The sequence below is a fragment of the Croceivirga thetidis genome (assembly GCF_012272815.1).
GTDB lineage: Bacteria > Bacteroidota > Bacteroidia > Flavobacteriales > Flavobacteriaceae > Croceivirga > Croceivirga thetidis.
Genome location: NZ_JAAWWL010000002.1, coordinates 1,648,556 through 1,664,802, shown reverse-complemented (window position 1 = coordinate 1,664,802; position 16,247 = coordinate 1,648,556). Strand labels below are relative to the sequence as shown.

The 16,247-nt window shown below is 37.6% G+C and carries 12 protein-coding genes and 1 tRNA gene; 5 read left to right on the top strand and 8 right to left on the bottom strand.

All coding sequences use genetic code 11. The annotated features are described in order from the left end of the window. Position 1: 1 nt before the first annotated feature. Entirely contained in the window at positions 2-3,181 is a 3,180-nt protein-coding gene (locus HCU67_RS15230; protein WP_246865794.1) for a SusC/RagA family TonB-linked outer membrane protein, read from the bottom strand. A gap of 410 nt (positions 3,182-3,591) precedes the next feature. Here HCU67_RS15230 and HCU67_RS15225 point away from each other — a divergent pair, with 410 nt between their 5' ends. Together HCU67_RS15225 and HCU67_RS15220 are read left to right on the top strand one after the other, a co-directional pair. Then, the gene (locus HCU67_RS15225; protein ID WP_168553547.1) at positions 3,592-4,401 is read left to right on the top strand and encodes a helix-turn-helix domain-containing protein; all 810 of its coding nucleotides are present in this window, start codon (positions 3,592-3,594) and stop codon (positions 4,399-4,401) included. Between the two features lie 102 nt (positions 4,402-4,503). Beyond that, positions 4,504-4,578 (top strand) — tRNA-Val (locus tag HCU67_RS15220). Positions 4,579-4,642: 64 nt separating this feature from the next. Here the strand turns inward: HCU67_RS15220 and HCU67_RS15215 are convergent. From HCU67_RS15215 to HCU67_RS15200, 4 genes are read right to left on the bottom strand one after another with little or no spacing between them, the layout of a single operon-like run. Then, positions 4,643-5,848 carry an AGE family epimerase/isomerase gene (locus HCU67_RS15215; protein ID WP_210423724.1) on the bottom strand — a complete coding sequence of 402 codons (1,206 nt, stop codon included), beginning with the start codon at positions 5,846-5,848 and terminating at the stop codon, positions 4,643-4,645. Further along, entirely contained in the window at positions 5,848-7,047 is a 1,200-nt protein-coding gene (locus tag HCU67_RS15210; RefSeq protein WP_168553442.1) for a glycoside hydrolase family 130 protein, read from the bottom strand. The genes HCU67_RS15215 and HCU67_RS15210 overlap by 1 nt, the downstream gene beginning before the upstream one ends. A gap of 2 nt (positions 7,048-7,049) precedes the next feature. After that, a complete protein-coding gene (locus HCU67_RS15205) occupies positions 7,050-8,429 on the bottom strand; it encodes an MFS transporter (RefSeq protein WP_168553441.1) in 1,380 nt (459 codons plus the stop codon). Between the two features lie 21 nt (positions 8,430-8,450). Continuing rightward, positions 8,451-9,533: a glycoside hydrolase family 26 protein gene (locus HCU67_RS15200; RefSeq protein ID WP_168553440.1), complete on the bottom strand. Its 1,083-nt coding sequence runs from the start codon at positions 9,531-9,533 to the stop codon at positions 8,451-8,453. A 232-nt stretch (positions 9,534-9,765) separates the two neighbouring features. On the opposite strand from HCU67_RS15200, the gene HCU67_RS15195 reads away from it, so the two are divergent. Next, entirely contained in the window at positions 9,766-10,641 is an 876-nt protein-coding gene (locus HCU67_RS15195) for an AraC family transcriptional regulator (protein ID WP_168553439.1), read from the top strand. Between the two features lie 12 nt (positions 10,642-10,653). Here the strand turns inward: HCU67_RS15195 and HCU67_RS15190 are convergent, their stop codons facing one another. The 3 genes from HCU67_RS15190 to gldJ form a co-directional block, all read right to left on the bottom strand. Continuing rightward, a complete protein-coding gene (locus HCU67_RS15190) occupies positions 10,654-11,031 on the bottom strand; it encodes a thiol-disulfide oxidoreductase DCC family protein (RefSeq protein ID WP_168553438.1) in 378 nt (125 codons plus the stop codon). A gap of 84 nt (positions 11,032-11,115) precedes the next feature. Beyond that, positions 11,116-12,390, bottom strand: coding sequence for a UDP-N-acetylmuramoyl-tripeptide--D-alanyl-D-alanine ligase (locus tag HCU67_RS15185; RefSeq protein ID WP_168553437.1), 1,275 nt, complete (start codon positions 12,388-12,390; stop codon positions 11,116-11,118). A 65-nt stretch (positions 12,391-12,455) separates the two neighbouring features. Next, positions 12,456-14,114: a gliding motility lipoprotein GldJ gene (gldJ, locus tag HCU67_RS15180; protein ID WP_168553436.1), complete on the bottom strand. Its 1,659-nt coding sequence runs from the start codon at positions 14,112-14,114 to the stop codon at positions 12,456-12,458. A 354-nt stretch (positions 14,115-14,468) separates the two neighbouring features. On the opposite strand from gldJ, the gene porV reads away from it, so the two are divergent. Both porV and cdd read left to right on the top strand, forming a co-directional pair. Next, on the top strand, positions 14,469-15,611 hold the full coding sequence (gene porV, locus HCU67_RS15175) for a type IX secretion system outer membrane channel protein PorV (protein ID WP_168553435.1): 1,143 nt from the start codon (positions 14,469-14,471) through the stop codon (positions 15,609-15,611). 76 nt (positions 15,612-15,687) lie between these two features. Beyond that, entirely contained in the window at positions 15,688-16,179 is a 492-nt protein-coding gene (gene cdd, locus HCU67_RS15170) for a cytidine deaminase (RefSeq protein WP_168553434.1), read from the top strand. The last annotated feature ends 68 nt before the right edge of the window (positions 16,180-16,247 follow it).

Below are 16,247 nucleotides of genomic sequence, written 5' to 3'. Positions count from 1 at the left end.
ATTACAATTTTAAGCTTAGTCCTAATGTATAAATTCTTGGTTGTGGGTAAACCCTACTGTCAATACCTAGACTTAAGTTGTCATAAGCAACAACTTCAGGGTCAAAACCTTCATAATCAGTAATGGTAAATACATTTGTTCCTTGAACATACAAACGAATTGATTCCAATCCCGCTTTTTTAGAGATGTCAGAAGGTAATGTATAACCTATTTGCAAATTTTTAAGTCTAAAATACGAACCATCTTCGACAAAATACGAATTTGCAGAAGCTTCTTCAAGTGGATATGAGGTAGTTAGAGCAGGAACATTTGTATTGGTGTTGGTCGGTGTCCATGCATTTAATACCCTCGTACTTCTGTTACTATTAAAGAACAATCCAAAATCAGTAAATACTTTTCCGTAGTTGTAGATGTCGTTTCCTTGAGATCCAGTAAAGAAAAGCTGGGCATCAAATCCTTTGTAAGCCAGACTTGCATTTATACCATAGGTGAAATCTGGATGCGGAGAACCTATTTTAGTTCTATCGTCACCATCAACAAGTGATTCACCATCACCATCAACATCTTCGTAAATAAATCTACCGTTGTCATCAAGGCCGACAACGTTTCGACCGAAGAAGAAAGACAATTCATCACCTACTTCAGTTCGGGTTACAGATCCGTTTCTTAAATCACCACGACCAGCGACTGGAGAATCATTGATCAGTCGAGTAACTTCATTTTTATATTGAGAAACGTTTACAGAAATATCGTAAGAAAAACCACCATCTGTGGTATCTCCGTATCCAATAGCTAAATCAATACCCTTATTTTGAATGTCTCCTAAATTAACCAATGGAGCACCGGCATCAATAGCTGTTGAACTGATTAAGTTAAAATCTCTTGTAATCAAATCTTTCGTTTTGATAATGAAGTATTCAGCAGAGATACTTAATCTATTGTCTAACATTCCTAATTCAGCACCGAAGTTCGTTGTTTCAGAAGTTTCCCATCTTAAATCTGGGTTACCAACTTGAGTTAATAATGCTCCTGTAGCAATACCCGAACCATCAAAGGAATAATTTGCCAATGATTCACTAAGGCTCGAAATGTTGACTGTAGGATTGTTTGCAGGTAAAGTTTGGTTACCAAGCTCACCCCAAGAACCTTTTAATTTCAATCGATTTACGATTCCATCTGCTGGCCAAAAATCTTCATCGCTCACGAGCCATCCAGCACTAAACGAAGGAAAGATATCACTCTTGTTGTCTCCTAAAAATCTAGAAGATTCATCTCTACGTAAAGTAGCCGTTAAGAAATATCTGCTTTTGTAGTTGTAGTTTGCTGTTCCAAATATTGAAAACAATGAATTAAAACCGTCAAAAGCGAAATCAACGTTAGGCGCACTTTGTCCATTGCTCAATAAGTAGAAGTTAGGGTCTTCAAATAAGAACCCTTGTCTACTCACTTGGTTTCCTTTGGCACCATCTTTCAACGCTTCAACACCAACAATGGCGTTGATGTTGTGTTCACCGAAAGACTTGTTCATGTTAATGATGTTCGACCAGTTCCAGTTGTAAGAGGTCTGATTTTGCTCAACTAACGTATTGGTTGAAATTGGCTCACCATTTTCTGGATCTAATTCTGTAAACTGTCTTGTATCGAATGTTCCAAAACCACCAGCAAGGGTTGATCTAAAAGTAAATCCAGGTAAGAACTCAACATTTAAATAAATATCTCCAAAACCAGCAAATCTCTTAAAGTAATTATTTCTTGTTCTGAATAACTGTGCTACCGGGTTTCTTGGGTTACCGATACCAGGAGGTGCTGAACCAGCGAAAAACCCGTCATCATCTCTTACAGGTACAAGTGGGGAAATGCGATAAGCCATTTCAATTGCTTCGTCATTTCCAGGTCTTGTATTTGAAAAAGAAAAGTTCATGTGCTCACCAATGGTAATCTTGTCGGTGATTTTAAACTCCGAGTTCATTTTTGTGCTTCCTCGTTTAAATCCTGTTTGATTTAGAACACCTTCTCTGTTCAAGTAAGAGACAGAGGCGAAATACTTACCGCTTTCACCACCATCAGAAAGTGATACAGACGCATTGGTAACAACACCGGTTTGACTGATTTCGTCAACCCAGTCAGTTCCGCCTGGTTGAACCGTAGCAGTCACTTGCCCTGGAGCAAAGAAAACGATTGGGTCGTACGACTGAACTCTCGTGTAATCCACAATTTGTGAAGGAATAACAGGAGTAGCACCACTACCATATTGAGGGTGGCTAGGTGTAAGACCATCATTGATTTGACTTTGCCAAATCATGTCAGCATGTTGTTCTACGTTCAATAAATCAATTGGGTTTGAGATTTTTGAGAAACCTGTATATAGGTCTACAGTAACATTCGCTTTGTCTTGGTTGTAACCACCACTTTTGGTTGTGATAATGATAACACCATTAGAAGCCCTAGCACCATAAATCGCAGCGGCACCATCTTTCAAAACGTTCATCTGCTCAATATCAGTTGGGTTGATATTGTTTAAAACATTCGGGTCATCGGTTTGAACACCATCAATAATATACAATGGGTTCGTATTGTTACTTGTACCAAAACCACGGATGTTGATTTTTGGGGCTTGACCAGGATTACCATTGGTAACAACTTGAACACCAGTCACCCGACCTTGAAGTACTTCGGCAGCGTTCACAACCGGAGTCTTTACTGCTTCTTCCATATCAACGGAAGCGACAGATCCAGTTACGTCTCCTCTAGTTTGAGCAGCATAACCAAGAACCACCACCTCTGATAGTTGATTGGCATCTTCTTGCATAGTGACGTTTATTGTTGATCTGCCCCCAACGGCTATTTCTTGAGAGGCGAAACCTACATAACTAAAAACCAATGTAGCATTCGAATCTGCCTCAATCGTGAAATTACCGTCAAAATCCGTTTGGGTTCCATTTGTGGTTCCCTTTACCAAAACGTTGGCTCCACCAAGAGGAATACCATCCGCATCGGTAACGGTCCCAGTAATGGTTGCCTGAACGGACTCCAATATGGAACTCTCAGAATAATTTTCGGCCTTAACTGCCTGTGTTGCGAAAACCATCAGCAAAGCAAGCAATCCATTACGGACTATGCTTGACGCACTTATGGCCTTTTTTGCCAGACAGAAAAAGTCAAGTTCAATAATTTTTTTCATAATCATTTTGTTTAAGTTTAGTTACTTTATTCAATGGCGGTTGTTGCACATATATGCAATACCCTGAGATTAAGAGGTAAAATTATACATTACCAATCCACAGAAATGATACTATTTTGTCATTTTGTTGTATTATTCTAATTTTCTTAACATTTTTAGACCCAAATTTTGATTCGTTCTTTTTTAGTACATGCATGTCAAAACTGTTAAAATTTTGAAGGTTTCATAAGGTGTTACACCTGTTTTATGGATTTGAAATTTTGGGGTTGTTTGAACACTATACCATAAGATGGTATTAAAATATTTCACATATTTTTAATATTGATAAAATAGTATAACATTTTTTGGATCAGAACCTTAAATACCAGCGAGAGATAACTTCTTTATCCGACCAGGATAGTTTCTTAGTTATGAATCGGGTACGTGATACCTTTGATTACCCTATTCATTTTCATCCGGAAATGGAACTGAACTTTATAGAAAATGGTAAAGGCATGAGGCGTACCATTGGGTACTCAAGTGAGGAAATCGATGATTTTGAGTTGGTGCTGGTCGGACCCAATGTTTATCATGGTTGGGAAATGAGCAAATGTGATCATGCTGTTCTTGAAGTAACCATTCAGTTTCATAATGACCTTTTCAGCGATAGCTTATTGAGAAGAAGTCTAATGCGCCCTTTACGAGAAATGTTCCAGCGCTCCGTACATGGGATTTTATTTAAGAAACACGAGGTTGAACGTATTGCCCCAAGACTAAAAAAGGTTTCTGAGTATGACGGTATCGATTATTTTTTAGAGCTCTTGTCGATACTGTACGATCTTTCAAAGACTTCTGGGCAAAAGTTACTTTCGGCAGCACAATTGCCATCTTATGAGTTTGAGAATAGTGATAAGACCAAATTGTTCTACGATTTTATCCAAGAAAACTTTGCTAAAAAAATCACATTGGACGAGGTGGCCCAACTTTTGAATATGAGCAAAGTATCGTTCAACCGGTTTATGAAAAAAACCACAAACCATACATTCATTGAATACCTTAATGAGGTGCGCATCGATAACGCTTCAAGATTATTAGCGGCGAAGGATTATAGTATTTCAGAAGTGGCCTATATGTGTGGTTTTAATAACATGGCGAATTTCAATAGAAAATTTAAAGAACTCAAAAAGCTTACTCCTAGCGCCTACCGAAAAAAGTATTTTAGTTTTAAGCATATTGAATAACGTAATTAAAAACACTTTTTTAAGTACGATTTTTGTGGAAATCTAGCAGCAAGAACATATTGCACTTGAGAACATTTTTCCGATATTGCAGCACTTTTCAATGGAGTATTAGCTCAGTTGGTTTAGAGCGCTGCCTTGACAGGGCAGAGGTCACTGGTTCGAATCCAGTATACTCCACAATTTTCTACTGAATATTTAGCCTTTTAGCTCCTTCAAAACTTTTCTGAACACTAGTTTTCTATTACTTAACTAGCTCGAGAATCTCAATTAAAGCCCTAGTATTATGATATGGGCATTTCCAAGGTCCGACCTTGTTTTCAGATTCGTATGGTTTGCCGGAACTGTCTACTCTAAAGTACCATTCACCTAATTTATGGTCAATGATGTTGTCTTCGGTAAACTGCCAGATTTGTTGTACTATCTTGAAATCGTTTGTTACCCGGTTTAATTTCCAGTTATAAATGAGGCCTACCATGGCTTCTGCTTGAGGCCACCAATGACGGTCACTGTCAATTTGCTGTGTTCTTGAATTCTTTGAATTAATTACTCCAAACTCATTGTCCAATGCCTCATTAATGAAAGTTTTACAAACGTCTTTTAAAAGACTTTTTGTTTTTAGATAGAGCCTATCGTTAGCAATGACCTTGCAGGCCAGAAGAACTAGCCAAGCAGCTTCAATATCATGGCCATAGGAGATCTCTGAAGAAAGGCTTTTCCAATCATTGGTAAAAAAGAGCTTTAGATGATTTTGGCTGTTGAATAACTTTTCATGGAAGAGTTGAATTAATTTTTCTAAAGCTAGCTTTACTTCGGCTTTATTCGAAACCTCATAAAAATTGGTGTAGGCTTCGAGCACGTGTAGTATGGTATTCGTGGTTTTCGGGGCATTTAAATCTTTTTGGCTCAATCTAACATCTTCAAGTGTTTCCCATGTTCTTGAGAAAGCTTCAAAATAACCCCCTAGCCTTCGGTCGTATGCATGTTTTTCAAGTAACTCAAAAATTTCATTTGCCCAGGCGAATGCTTCTGGATTTTTTGAATACTTGTAATATTCAGTCAGGGCATACAAACAAAAAGCTTGGGCATAGACTTGTTTTTTTTTATTGGTAGGAATACCCGCATAGTCTACTTCCCAAAACACACCTCCATGTAGATTATCTCTGAACTTTTCATTTAAATAGCCGAATGCTCTTTCAATTTCAAAATCAAATTCCCTATGGTTGTAAAAATTACTGGCCCTGCAAAAAGACCATAAAATTCGGGTATTCAGGATTATCCCTTTTGGTGCTTTTTTATGAATAAGATTAGAGCTATCTATTTTACCATAAAATCCTCCATTCTCAAAGTCGACCGTGTTGTCTTTCCAATAGCGAAGCACATTTTGGAGTTCATTCTCCAAGCTTGAGCGAAGCCCTTCAAGTTCTTTAATTGAAATGGAGCCGGACATTATAGTAATTTATCGAATTTCAAATTCTTGTCAATTAATTGCATGATATTATTGACCGAACCCGATGTCGTAAATTTATCTTTTGGGGAATGGATGCAATAATCCACCAAAATATCAAGGGTTGTTGTAGCCACATGTGTTCTAGTGTCTGAAGATGCGTAGTAAATAAAGACCTTTCCATCTGAATCAACAATCCAGCCATTAGCAAAAAGAACATTGCCGACGTCACCTATGATTTCGGTTTCATCGGGAGCCATAAAATAACCTGCTGGTTGGTGTTTTACCTTTTGTATGTCGTTTAAATCTGTAATGAAAAGGTACAATACATACCGAAGACCTGCTGCAGTATTTCGAACACCATGTGCTAGATGCAGCCATCCTTCGTCTGTTTTAATAGGCGAAGGCCCTTGACCATTTTTAAGCTCATAAACCGTGTGGTATTCTTTTTGGTTGATAATGAATTCTTCTTCAATAATAGGGAACTTCATATCCTTAACATATCCCAATCCGATACCGCCTCCTTTTCCGGTGCTGATGAAACCGTCTTGCGGCCTGGTGTATAGGGCATATTTACCATCTACAAATTCGGGATGAATGGTTACATTTCGTTGTTGGTTGGATGGTGATTTTAAATCAGGAAGCCTTTCCCAATTCATTAAATCTTTTGAACGAATAATCCCAGCATTTGCTATTGCTGCCGATGTATCTCCCTCGGGGGCATTCGGGTCTTTTCGCTCCGTACAGAAAATACCGTATACAAATCCGTCTTCATGCAAGGTTAGTCGCATGTCGTATGCATTTACATCTGGTATTTCGTTTTGGGGCAGTATCAGAGGAGCATCCCAAAATCGGAAATTATCAACTCCATTTTCACTTTCGGCAAAGGCAAAAAAGGATTTTCTGTCCTTGCCTTCAACTCGAACACAAAGCACATATTTGTCGTTCCATTTAATCGCACCTGGATTAAATGCAGCATTTATCCCAATTCTTTCGAGACCATGTGGATTGGTTTCCGGGTTTAAATCATATCGCCAATTTAGGGGTGCATGTTCTGCTGTGACAATAGGATATCTGTATTTAGTGAAAAGTCCACTCGGGTGAGCTTGAGGTATATTTTTTCTGTCGATAAGGTTTCGATGTGCCTCTACAATATTTTCGAGAGGATGGTTTAGAATTGCAGGTGTGGTTGTTTTTTTCATTGTTATTGGTCTAGCTTCCGTTGCTTGATGAGGTCTTTGTTTATTTTATCTATGAATTCGTCGTTGAGATTATAAAACAGCAAAAATCCAGCAGAAAGTAAAGCCCCGATTGCCGGTAGAAAACTCATCATTTGCTTTATACCTCTGATTGCCGCATCTGTTTGTTCTGTATTCGCTTCGAAACCATAAAAGGCAAGAATCCATCCTGTTAAGGCTCCGCCCAGAGTCCACCCCATTTTTTGGGACATTGAAGAGGACGAAAAAATAAGCCCGGTTGCCCTTCTACCTGTTTTCCACTCAGAAAAATCTGCAATATCAGCATACATTGACCACAGTAACGGAAATATGATACCGGCACATATGCTGATTAGAAACTGAAAGATGAAGATAATCGGCAATTGGTTTTCCGTTAGAAAAAAGAATGCACAGCTGAAACTTGCTGCGGTCAGCATTGCTGCGATAAAAGTTTTCTTTTTACCAATCTTATCTGAAATAGGTTTTGCCAGTACAACGCCTAAAATATTTGCTGCTTGACCTAATACCAGGTACAGTGCACTGAAAGTCATCGTTGATGACATAAACGGAAGGGAAAATGCATCTTGATTTTGAAAAAAATATTTGAAATAGTAAATGGTAGCACCGTCACGAATCGAATTAAAGATCAAAGCACTTATTCCTGCCCCTAAAAGGATAAACCATGGCCTGTTTTTAGCTAGGTTTTTTAAATCTGCCCTTAAATTGGTCTGTTGTGATTTGGGTGGGTGCACCCGTTCTTTGGTCCAAGAAAAAGTACCAAAAAAAAGTAAAGTGGCGATTGTAGCGAAAACTGCCATGGTCAATTGCCAACCTTTTTGGGGGCTTTCTCCACCAAGAAATTCGACAAGTGGCTCGGCCAAAGCCAGAACAAAAATGCTTCCCGCAAATGCAAATATGAACCTGAAGGTTGCTAAAGAAGTTCTGTCTTTAAGGTCAGATGTCATTACCCCCATTAATGATGCATAAGGCACATTAACCGTAGTGTAAAAAATCATCATTAGACAATAAGTAACGTAAGCGTAGATGATTTTACCTGAAGTGCTAAAATCGGGAGTGGTAAAAGTCAAAACACCTAATATCCCAAATGGTATTGCCATCCATAAAAGGTATGGTCTGAATTTTCCCCATTTTGTTTTTGTTTTATCTGCAATGATTCCCATAATGGGGTCATTTACGCCATCGAAAATTCTAGTTATCAAAAACATGGTGCCAACTACCGCGGCTGAAATACCAAAAACATCCGTATAGAAAAATAAAAGATAGACACTGAACATTTTCCAGAACATGCTCGAGGCAAAATCTCCAAACCCGTATCCAATTTTTTCCTTAAGTTTTAGTTTATCCATCCGAAAAATAATTTGGGATCTTTATTTTATTTTTTTGACATCACTTAAAAAGAAAACATTGGGTAGTTGTTTAAACTTTACAAAGTCTTCACCGCTAATTTGACCCATGAAGGGAGCGTAGAAATGGTTTGGCCAAGCATTTCTCCAGACCAAAGCCCAAGCAATACCCTTGTCAGCAAGGTTTCTGTCAAAGACTTGAGTCCACCAATCTTTTTCGGGCAAGGTTTCGTAACCACCTTCGGTCATTGCGTACGGTTTGTTTTTAGACTTTGCAATGGCAGACAGCATTTTCAAATTACTATTTAAGAGTTCAACATATTTATTGGTACTACCTTTTTGATATAGGTCAATACCCAAAACATCTACATAGTTATCACCCGGGTAGTATTTCAGATATTCTTTTTCATTTTTTATGGCGTCTGTTGAATAGCAATAAATAAGATTGTTTACTTCAAACTTTTTGGATAAGATATCATGGGTTTCTATCCAGAGACGCTTAAACTCATCAGGGGTACAGTTACCAGCACCCCACCAGAACCAAGAACCGTTCATTTCATGAAAAGGTCTAAAGACAACGGGTATCATTTTACCATCATCAGTTTTCAAATTTTTGAAAAATGAAGCAATTTTCGATAACCAAGCATTATATAGCGGGTGTAAATTGCCATCTTTTAAAATGTAAGGAACTGCGGTTTTTGTGTTCCAAGCGCTTTTCTTCGAAACAGGATTGTTAGGATGCCAACTTATGGTAATCAAACCTCCTTCTTCATGAGCTCTTTTAATGAGCTTTGACATTAAATCGAAGTTTACCGTGTCTAGATTTTGTTCATGGCCTAGTTCCAGATGTCCCAATTCAAAACCGTAGACTCCTGGAAAATCTCCTGCTACATCATTTACATCGCTTCGGTAGACGTCTCCTTCATTTTTCCATCCAATTCCATATGAAGTTGCATCTTGGTGGCCAAAGGCATAGCCACTTTTCGCAATTTCTTTGATTCGTTGTTGTAGATGTTTGGTTTCTGGTGAAGCATTTGAATTGCTTAGACCGATAGTCTTGGAAGAGGTTATCAGACTACTTTTACATGAACTAAATAAAATATTCATTAGTATTATAATTATAATATATAATCTTTTTGCTCCAAAAGATGAATAATGAATATAGCCTTTCAATTTATAAATTGCTTTAAATTCAATTAAATATTTTATTTATTACGATAATTGAGAAATATTCGTAGAAATTTTGAATTTTTGCTCAAATTTTAATATTTCAAAAGTATCTTTTAATATAAATATTTGCTGGTACTATATTGTCATTTTGACGTACAAATAACTATTGATGGATAGATCAATCAAAGCCCATAGAGAATTAATTCAGATAGGATCTCACGAAAGTTTTTTAGTATTTGACCGAGTGAAAGATGAATTTGATTACCCAATACATTTTCATCCGGAGTATGAACTAAATTTTATTCATCGCGGAGATGGCCTAAGAAGGGTAGTGGGCAGTAATATGGAAGAGATATCAAGTCTAGATTTGGTTTTGATTGGGGCCAATATACCTCATTGTTGGGAACAGCATAATTGTACGAATAAAGGTATTCATGAAATTACCCTGCAGTTTAGAAGTGATTTATTTGATGCCAACATTTTACAAAAGACCTTGTTCAAACCAATTAATGATATGTTGGAAAGATCAAAGAATGGAATTGTTTTTTCAGAGGAGACATGTAAAGGAATTATTCCAAGACTTGAAAAATTATCCAAAATAGAAGGTATTGACTATTTTTTAGAAATCATCTCTATTCTTTATGATTTAGCAATATCGCGTAATCAACGAATTTTAACTGTATCCTATCAAAACGGTACTTCAAAGTACGATCAACGTTTAGATAGGTTTTATAATCATATTCAGAATAATTTTGCAAGAAAAATATCACTGGCTGAGGTTGCTGAGTTAACTAATATGAGTAAGGTTTCCTTAAACCGATTTATAAAGAAAAGTACAGGAAAAACTTTTGTGGAATACCTCAATGAGGTGAGGATTGGTTATGCCTCAAGATGGCTAGTTGAACGGGATGATAGCATTTCGGAAATAGCCTTTGATTGCGGATTCAATAACCTGGCCAATTTTAATCGAATGTTTAAAAAAAGCCAAGGATGCACCCCAACTGAATATCGAGATGATTTTCTAGGGATCAAAAGGGTGCTTTAAATAACCTATCGATTATTTGGCATATTGAACTACGCAATTTTCTGACCTTCCAAACCAACGCACCCTATTCTTTGATGCAATATTGTAAATGGTATCCCTAATTATTTTAGGAACAAAGGCCAAGAGTGCGGCCACAAGTCTATATTTCGGAATTTGTGCAATTATTTTCAAAAAACCATCTGAATGTGTGTGCGGCCCTTTTTCGTCAAACAGAATGACAGTCGTTAATTCTTTGGTAGGAAAACCATACTTGATTAGTAATTGTTGTCCTTTGGGGGATTGAAAGGGCACATATTCAAATAATCCTTGTGGTGCAAATTTTAGAAGCCAGCCGACAACCCCGTTGCACAAATTACATTCTGCGTCAAAAATTATTATGCTCCTATCCATTTTACTTGTATTGAATGGCAATTCAGTCGGAAAGAAGAACCAAAAATTTCAATGGGGTTTTGATTTTGATAAAAATATAGGAGCTCAAAGCATCTCTAAAATACGTTCCATGGCCATTCCTCGTGATCCTTTAATTAAAATGTCACCCTTTGGTATTTCCTTAAGGCTAATATTGGTTTTAAATTCATCAAAGGAACTGAACTTATGGTAATCCCCCTTGGTTTTTGCAAAATTCTCTCCAACCAAATAAGCATTTTTGATACCTAATAAACCGCACAAATCAGCAATGTTTTGATGTTCTGCTTCAGCATCTTTACCTAGTTCGAACATATCTCCTAAAAAGACGGACTTGTTTTCTGTATTGTTAGCTGCAAATGTTCGCAACGCCGCTTCCATACTAGTGGGATTTGCATTGTAAGCATCTAAAACAACATTATGGCCATTTTGAACTAATAATTGTGAGCGGTTGTTTTCTGGAGTGTAACTTTCAATTGCGCTTCTAATGGCATCCTGCTCAACATTAAAATATTTTCCAATCAGCACAGACACGGCACAATTGCCAAAATTGTATTCGCCAACCAACTTTGTTTTAACTTCAGTTTCATCGAATTGTAGGGTTACAAAGGGAGATATTCCTTTTAATTCAATGTTGAAATATTGATGGTCAGTTTGGCTAAACCCGAATTTTTTAATGTAACCCTTTAATTTTTCGAGTTGAATAGGGTCATCTGCATTTAAAAAAACGTATTTGTCATTTGCCAAGAGGTAATCGTAAAGTTCGCTTTTTCCTTTTATGACGCCCTCAACTCCGCCAAATCCTTCTAAATGAGCCTTCCCAAAATTGGTAATGTACCCAAAATCGGGTTGGGCGAGTTCGCATAAAAAAGCTATTTCACCTTGGTGATTAGCTCCCATTTCAACAATAGCTATTTCCGTGTCGTTTTTTATGGATAGTAATGTTAAGGGTACGCCAATGTGATTATTTAAGTTTCCTTCGGTGGCAATGGTTCTATATTTTTTCGATAAGACTTGATGAATTAGTTCCTTGGTAGTGGTCTTTCCATTACTTCCAGTCAATGAAACGACCTTTGCGTTAGAATAATTCCTATGATAATTTGCCAACTTTTGGAGGGTTTCCAAAGTATCGTTCACCAAAATGGTGCGCTCTGAGGTACTATATTTTTTCTCATCAATAATTGCGTAAGAAGCACCTTTTTCAAGAGCTTCATCTGCAAATGAGTTGGCATTGAAATTTGGACCTTTTAATGCAAAGAACAGACTTCCTTTTTTAATTTTCCGAGTGTCAGTAGAGACTTGTCTAGAGTCAAGAAAATAATTGTGCAATTGTGTTAAATCCATAATTCGAAGATAAAAAAAGCCCTGACTTTTACGTCAGGGCTTTTTTGTCTAATTACAAGTTTCGGTTATCTAACTTTCTTATGTCTAACCGTTTTGTTCTTGGATTTCGATTTTGATCCGACCCTAGACATAGCACATCTAAACCCTATATCGTCGGTTGCCATGTACTGTGGTAAATAACGGCGTTGCGCCGGATCTAACCAAAAAGCCCTATCTCGCCATGAACCCCCTTTGTAAACACGTACTTCATCGTTTATCAAAGAAGTTCTATAATTCGATGTATCATATTGACGAATTAGGTTTCCGCTAGAATCCCTTTCCACCTTATGTCTTGGGGCGTCGTACATCTTACGGTTATTGTCTTCATCATCGGAAAATCTTTCAAAGAACCTTGAAGATCCTGCATCACCATCGCGGTATCCTCTATTGTCACTCTTATCGAAATTGGTTCTTAAATAAGTTTCTTCTTCACCTATGGCTACTTCCTTGATTTCTCCAGGTAAATTGATGGCCACAATTTTTCCATTGGGTAAGGTGTCATAAACAATTTTATCTTCTAAAACTTGTACTTTCCCATCTTCACCGATCGCTTTTTTCTTAAAAACGTTACCTCGGTAATAGTTGAAATCACTTATTTGGTCATCTACAATTGGGCGGTATACATCTGCAACCCATTCACTGACGTTACCTGACATATCATATAATCCAAAATCATTCGGCTTGTAACTTTTTACTTGTGCGGTAATATCAGCTCCATCGTCTGACCATCCGGCAATTCCGCCGTAATCACCTTTTCCTTGTTTGAAGTTCGCTAACTGATCTCCGCGACCTACACGTTGGCCGTTACGGGTATAGTCACCTTCCCAAGGATATTTCTTTCTACCGCGGTAGTTATTGTATTCCCTTGATCCTATCAGGGCCTGAGCTGCATATTCCCACTCCGTTTCTGTTGGTAGGCGATATTCGGGCATGATGATACCACTACTTCTTTTTGCAAAAGTGTTAATGGAATCTTTTTTCTTTTTTCCTTGTAGTGAATCAATTTGACCTTGATAGACCGATTCCGGATTATTGAGATAGGCTTCAGTACTGAAAGTACCTTCGATTTCTCCATTTATAGGTGCATACATTGCGTCTTCGGCTAAGAAGCCCTCACGCACCAGTTGAATCTCGTTTACCCTATCAGTTCTCCATTCGGCATATTGCGTGGCTTGAACCCAGTTCACACCAACAACAGGATACTCTGCATAAGCTGGGTGCCTTAAATAATTGTTGGTCATGGTTTCATTGAACCCTAAACGGTTTCTCCATACCAAGGTATCTGGTAAAGCGCCCTTGTAAATGTTTTCATATTTGGGGTCCTCAGGAGGATAAACCTTCTTAAGGTAATCCAAGTACTCCATGTACATTTTATTGGTTACCTCGGTTTCATCCATGTAGAAGGACTGCACATGCTGTTGGGTAGGGGTATTATTCCAATCGTGCATGATGTCATCTTGGACCTTACCTTTAGTAAATGTTCCACCTTCAATAAAGACCGTTCCCGGTGGTGTCTCTTGTTCTTTAAAATCTGAGTTGTATTCAAAACCACCTTCTTTGGCATTTATTTTCCATCCGGTCGCCCTTGACACATTCTTTGAAGACGATGAAGATTTTGAACAACTTGAAAGGCTCCCTGCGATAACCAAACAAGATAGTACAACTTTAGTCAAGTGTTTTTTCATAATAGGATTTGAGTTCAAATTCCGACTTTATCGGATACTTTAATTTATCTGTTCTAAATAGTATCTCGCCACTAAAAACGAAAAGTACTGGCATATATTTTATGGTTTAAAAATATTTTACCAAAACTTTTGAGCGAACTTTCAACTATTGAAACGAAATATTTCTCGCAATAGTATGGTGAATTGTAATCTAGCTTCAAACTCAAAATCGACTAAAAGGGATATACATCGAAAAAAAATGCACTATTCATAAGAATTCGTGCAAAAAAGCGTTAACGACATATATTTGTGCAATTCTATGTTTCTAGAAATGCGCTTTCAAAAGAACGAACTGCTATTAACTAAATGGATAAAATGAAAAAGTTACTACTCGCGGCATTTCTATTTGCCTCACTTATTGTTTTTTCACAACAAGACCGCGTCATAACAACTGCAGTACCATTTTTAACTATTTCGTCAGATGCCCGTGCGGCTGGAATGGGAGAAATGGGCGTTGCTACCTCTGTAGATGCTTTTAGCCAACAATGGAACCCGGCTAAATTCGCATTCGCAGAACGAAAAATGGGAATAGGAGCAAGTTATACCCCTTATTTGGAGAGTATAGTTACCGATATTGCCCTTTTGAACGCTAGTTATTTTAATAAAATCAATGAACAAAGTGCCTTCGCAGTTAGCTTGAGATACTTTGGTTTGGGTGAAATAGAACTTCGCCAGTCTTTTGATGATCAAGGAACTACGGTGAAGCCTAACGAGTTTGCCATTGATGGTTCTTATTCACTGAAGCTGAGCGAAACCTTTTCCATGGCAGTTGGAGGTCGATTCATCAGTTCAAACTTACGTTTACAAGACGGCACCCAAGATTCACAAGCAGCAAATACTTTTGCCGTGGATGTTGCCGGATATTACAGATCTAGAGAAATTGCTTACAATGCTTTCGATGGTCGTTGGAGAGCAGGTTTTAATATTTCCAACCTTGGAGGGAAAATTCAATACGATGAAGGAGGTCAAGAAAACTTCTTGCCTGCTAACCTGAAATTTGGAGCTGGATTTGATTTCATTTTAGACCAAGATAATGTTCTTGGCCTGTATACCGAATTCAATAAATTATTGGTTCCGACACCTCGTGATTTTGATGGTGATGGTGACCTTGATCAGGCAGATAACGATCAATATCAAAATATTAGCTTTTTTAATGGGGTCTTTGAATCTTTTGGAGATTCACCAGATGGATTTAGTGAAGAATTACAAGAGATTACTTGGGCCTTAGGTGCTGAGTATAAATACCAAAATTCATTTATGGTTAGAGCAGGTTATTTTAATGAAAGTCCTGAAAAGGGTGCAAGACAATTTGCTACGATTGGGGCAGGTTTTAAATTTAGATCGGCCCAGATAGATCTTTCGTATCTGTTTTCAACATCGCAAATTCAAAACCCATTGGAGAATACCTTGCGTTTTTCTTTGACATTTAATTTGGGTGAAGAATTTTTCAATGATTAAAAAAATCAATTTCGATATATAATTGAAAACCTCGGCCAATGTCGAGGTTTTTTATTTTTGATATAATCTGAAAGTTATGGTAAAAAAGAAGATTGGATTTGAGTTAGAAGTTTATCAGTCTACTGATGAATTACCGAAAGAACTTGTGGGGTTATTGGAAAAAGCAGAGGAAATTCGTAATAAGGCCTATGCGCCGTATTCAAACTTTCAGGTTGGTGCCGCAGTTTTACTTCAGAATGGCGAGATAGTTTTGGGTAATAATCAAGAGAATGCATCCTATCCCTCCGGGCTGTGTGCCGAACGTGTGGCAATTTTTCATGCAGGGGCCAACTTTCCAAACCAAACTATTACCGCCATTGCTATTAGTGCAGCCTCAAAGGAATATTTGGTTGATCGTCCTGCTGGCCCATGTGGAAATTGCAGACAGGCCATTTCCGAATATGAAACAAAACAAAAATCGCCCATACGTCTTATCTTAAGAGGAGAGAAAGGCGATATTTTTGTTGTCGATTCCATGACAAATTTGTTGCCTTTGGGTTTTGATAACTCTTTTTTGTTTGATTCTTAAGCTGCATTTTCGCTAAAGCGGATATATATGTATTTTTGTTTTCCTTTTGAAAAACGAAGACTAACTTA

Bases quoted from the DNA above. Each gene is read 5' to 3' on its own strand.
- HCU67_RS15230 (WP_246865794.1), bottom strand. From the start codon at position 3,181: ATGAAAAAAATTATTGAACTTGACTTTTTCTGTCTGGCAAAAAAGGCC.
- HCU67_RS15225 (WP_168553547.1), top strand. From the start codon at position 3,592: ATGAATCGGGTACGTGATACCTTTGATTACCCTATTCATTTTCATCCG.
- HCU67_RS15215 (WP_210423724.1), bottom strand. From the start codon at position 5,848: ATGTCCGGCTCCATTTCAATTAAAGAACTTGAAGGGCTTCGCTCAAGC.
- HCU67_RS15210 (WP_168553442.1), bottom strand. From the start codon at position 7,047: ATGAAAAAAACAACCACACCTGCAATTCTAAACCATCCTCTCGAAAAT.
- HCU67_RS15205 (WP_168553441.1), bottom strand. From the start codon at position 8,429: ATGGATAAACTAAAACTTAAGGAAAAAATTGGATACGGGTTTGGAGAT.
- HCU67_RS15200 (WP_168553440.1), bottom strand. From the start codon at position 9,533: ATGAATATTTTATTTAGTTCATGTAAAAGTAGTCTGATAACCTCTTCC.
- HCU67_RS15195 (WP_168553439.1), top strand. From the start codon at position 9,766: ATGGATAGATCAATCAAAGCCCATAGAGAATTAATTCAGATAGGATCT.
- HCU67_RS15190 (WP_168553438.1), bottom strand. From the start codon at position 11,031: ATGGATAGGAGCATAATAATTTTTGACGCAGAATGTAATTTGTGCAAC.
- HCU67_RS15185 (WP_168553437.1), bottom strand. From the start codon at position 12,390: ATGGATTTAACACAATTGCACAATTATTTTCTTGACTCTAGACAAGTC.
- gldJ (WP_168553436.1), bottom strand. From the start codon at position 14,114: ATGAAAAAACACTTGACTAAAGTTGTACTATCTTGTTTGGTTATCGCA.
- porV (WP_168553435.1), top strand. From the start codon at position 14,469: ATGAAAAAGTTACTACTCGCGGCATTTCTATTTGCCTCACTTATTGTT.
- cdd (WP_168553434.1), top strand. From the start codon at position 15,688: ATGGTAAAAAAGAAGATTGGATTTGAGTTAGAAGTTTATCAGTCTACT.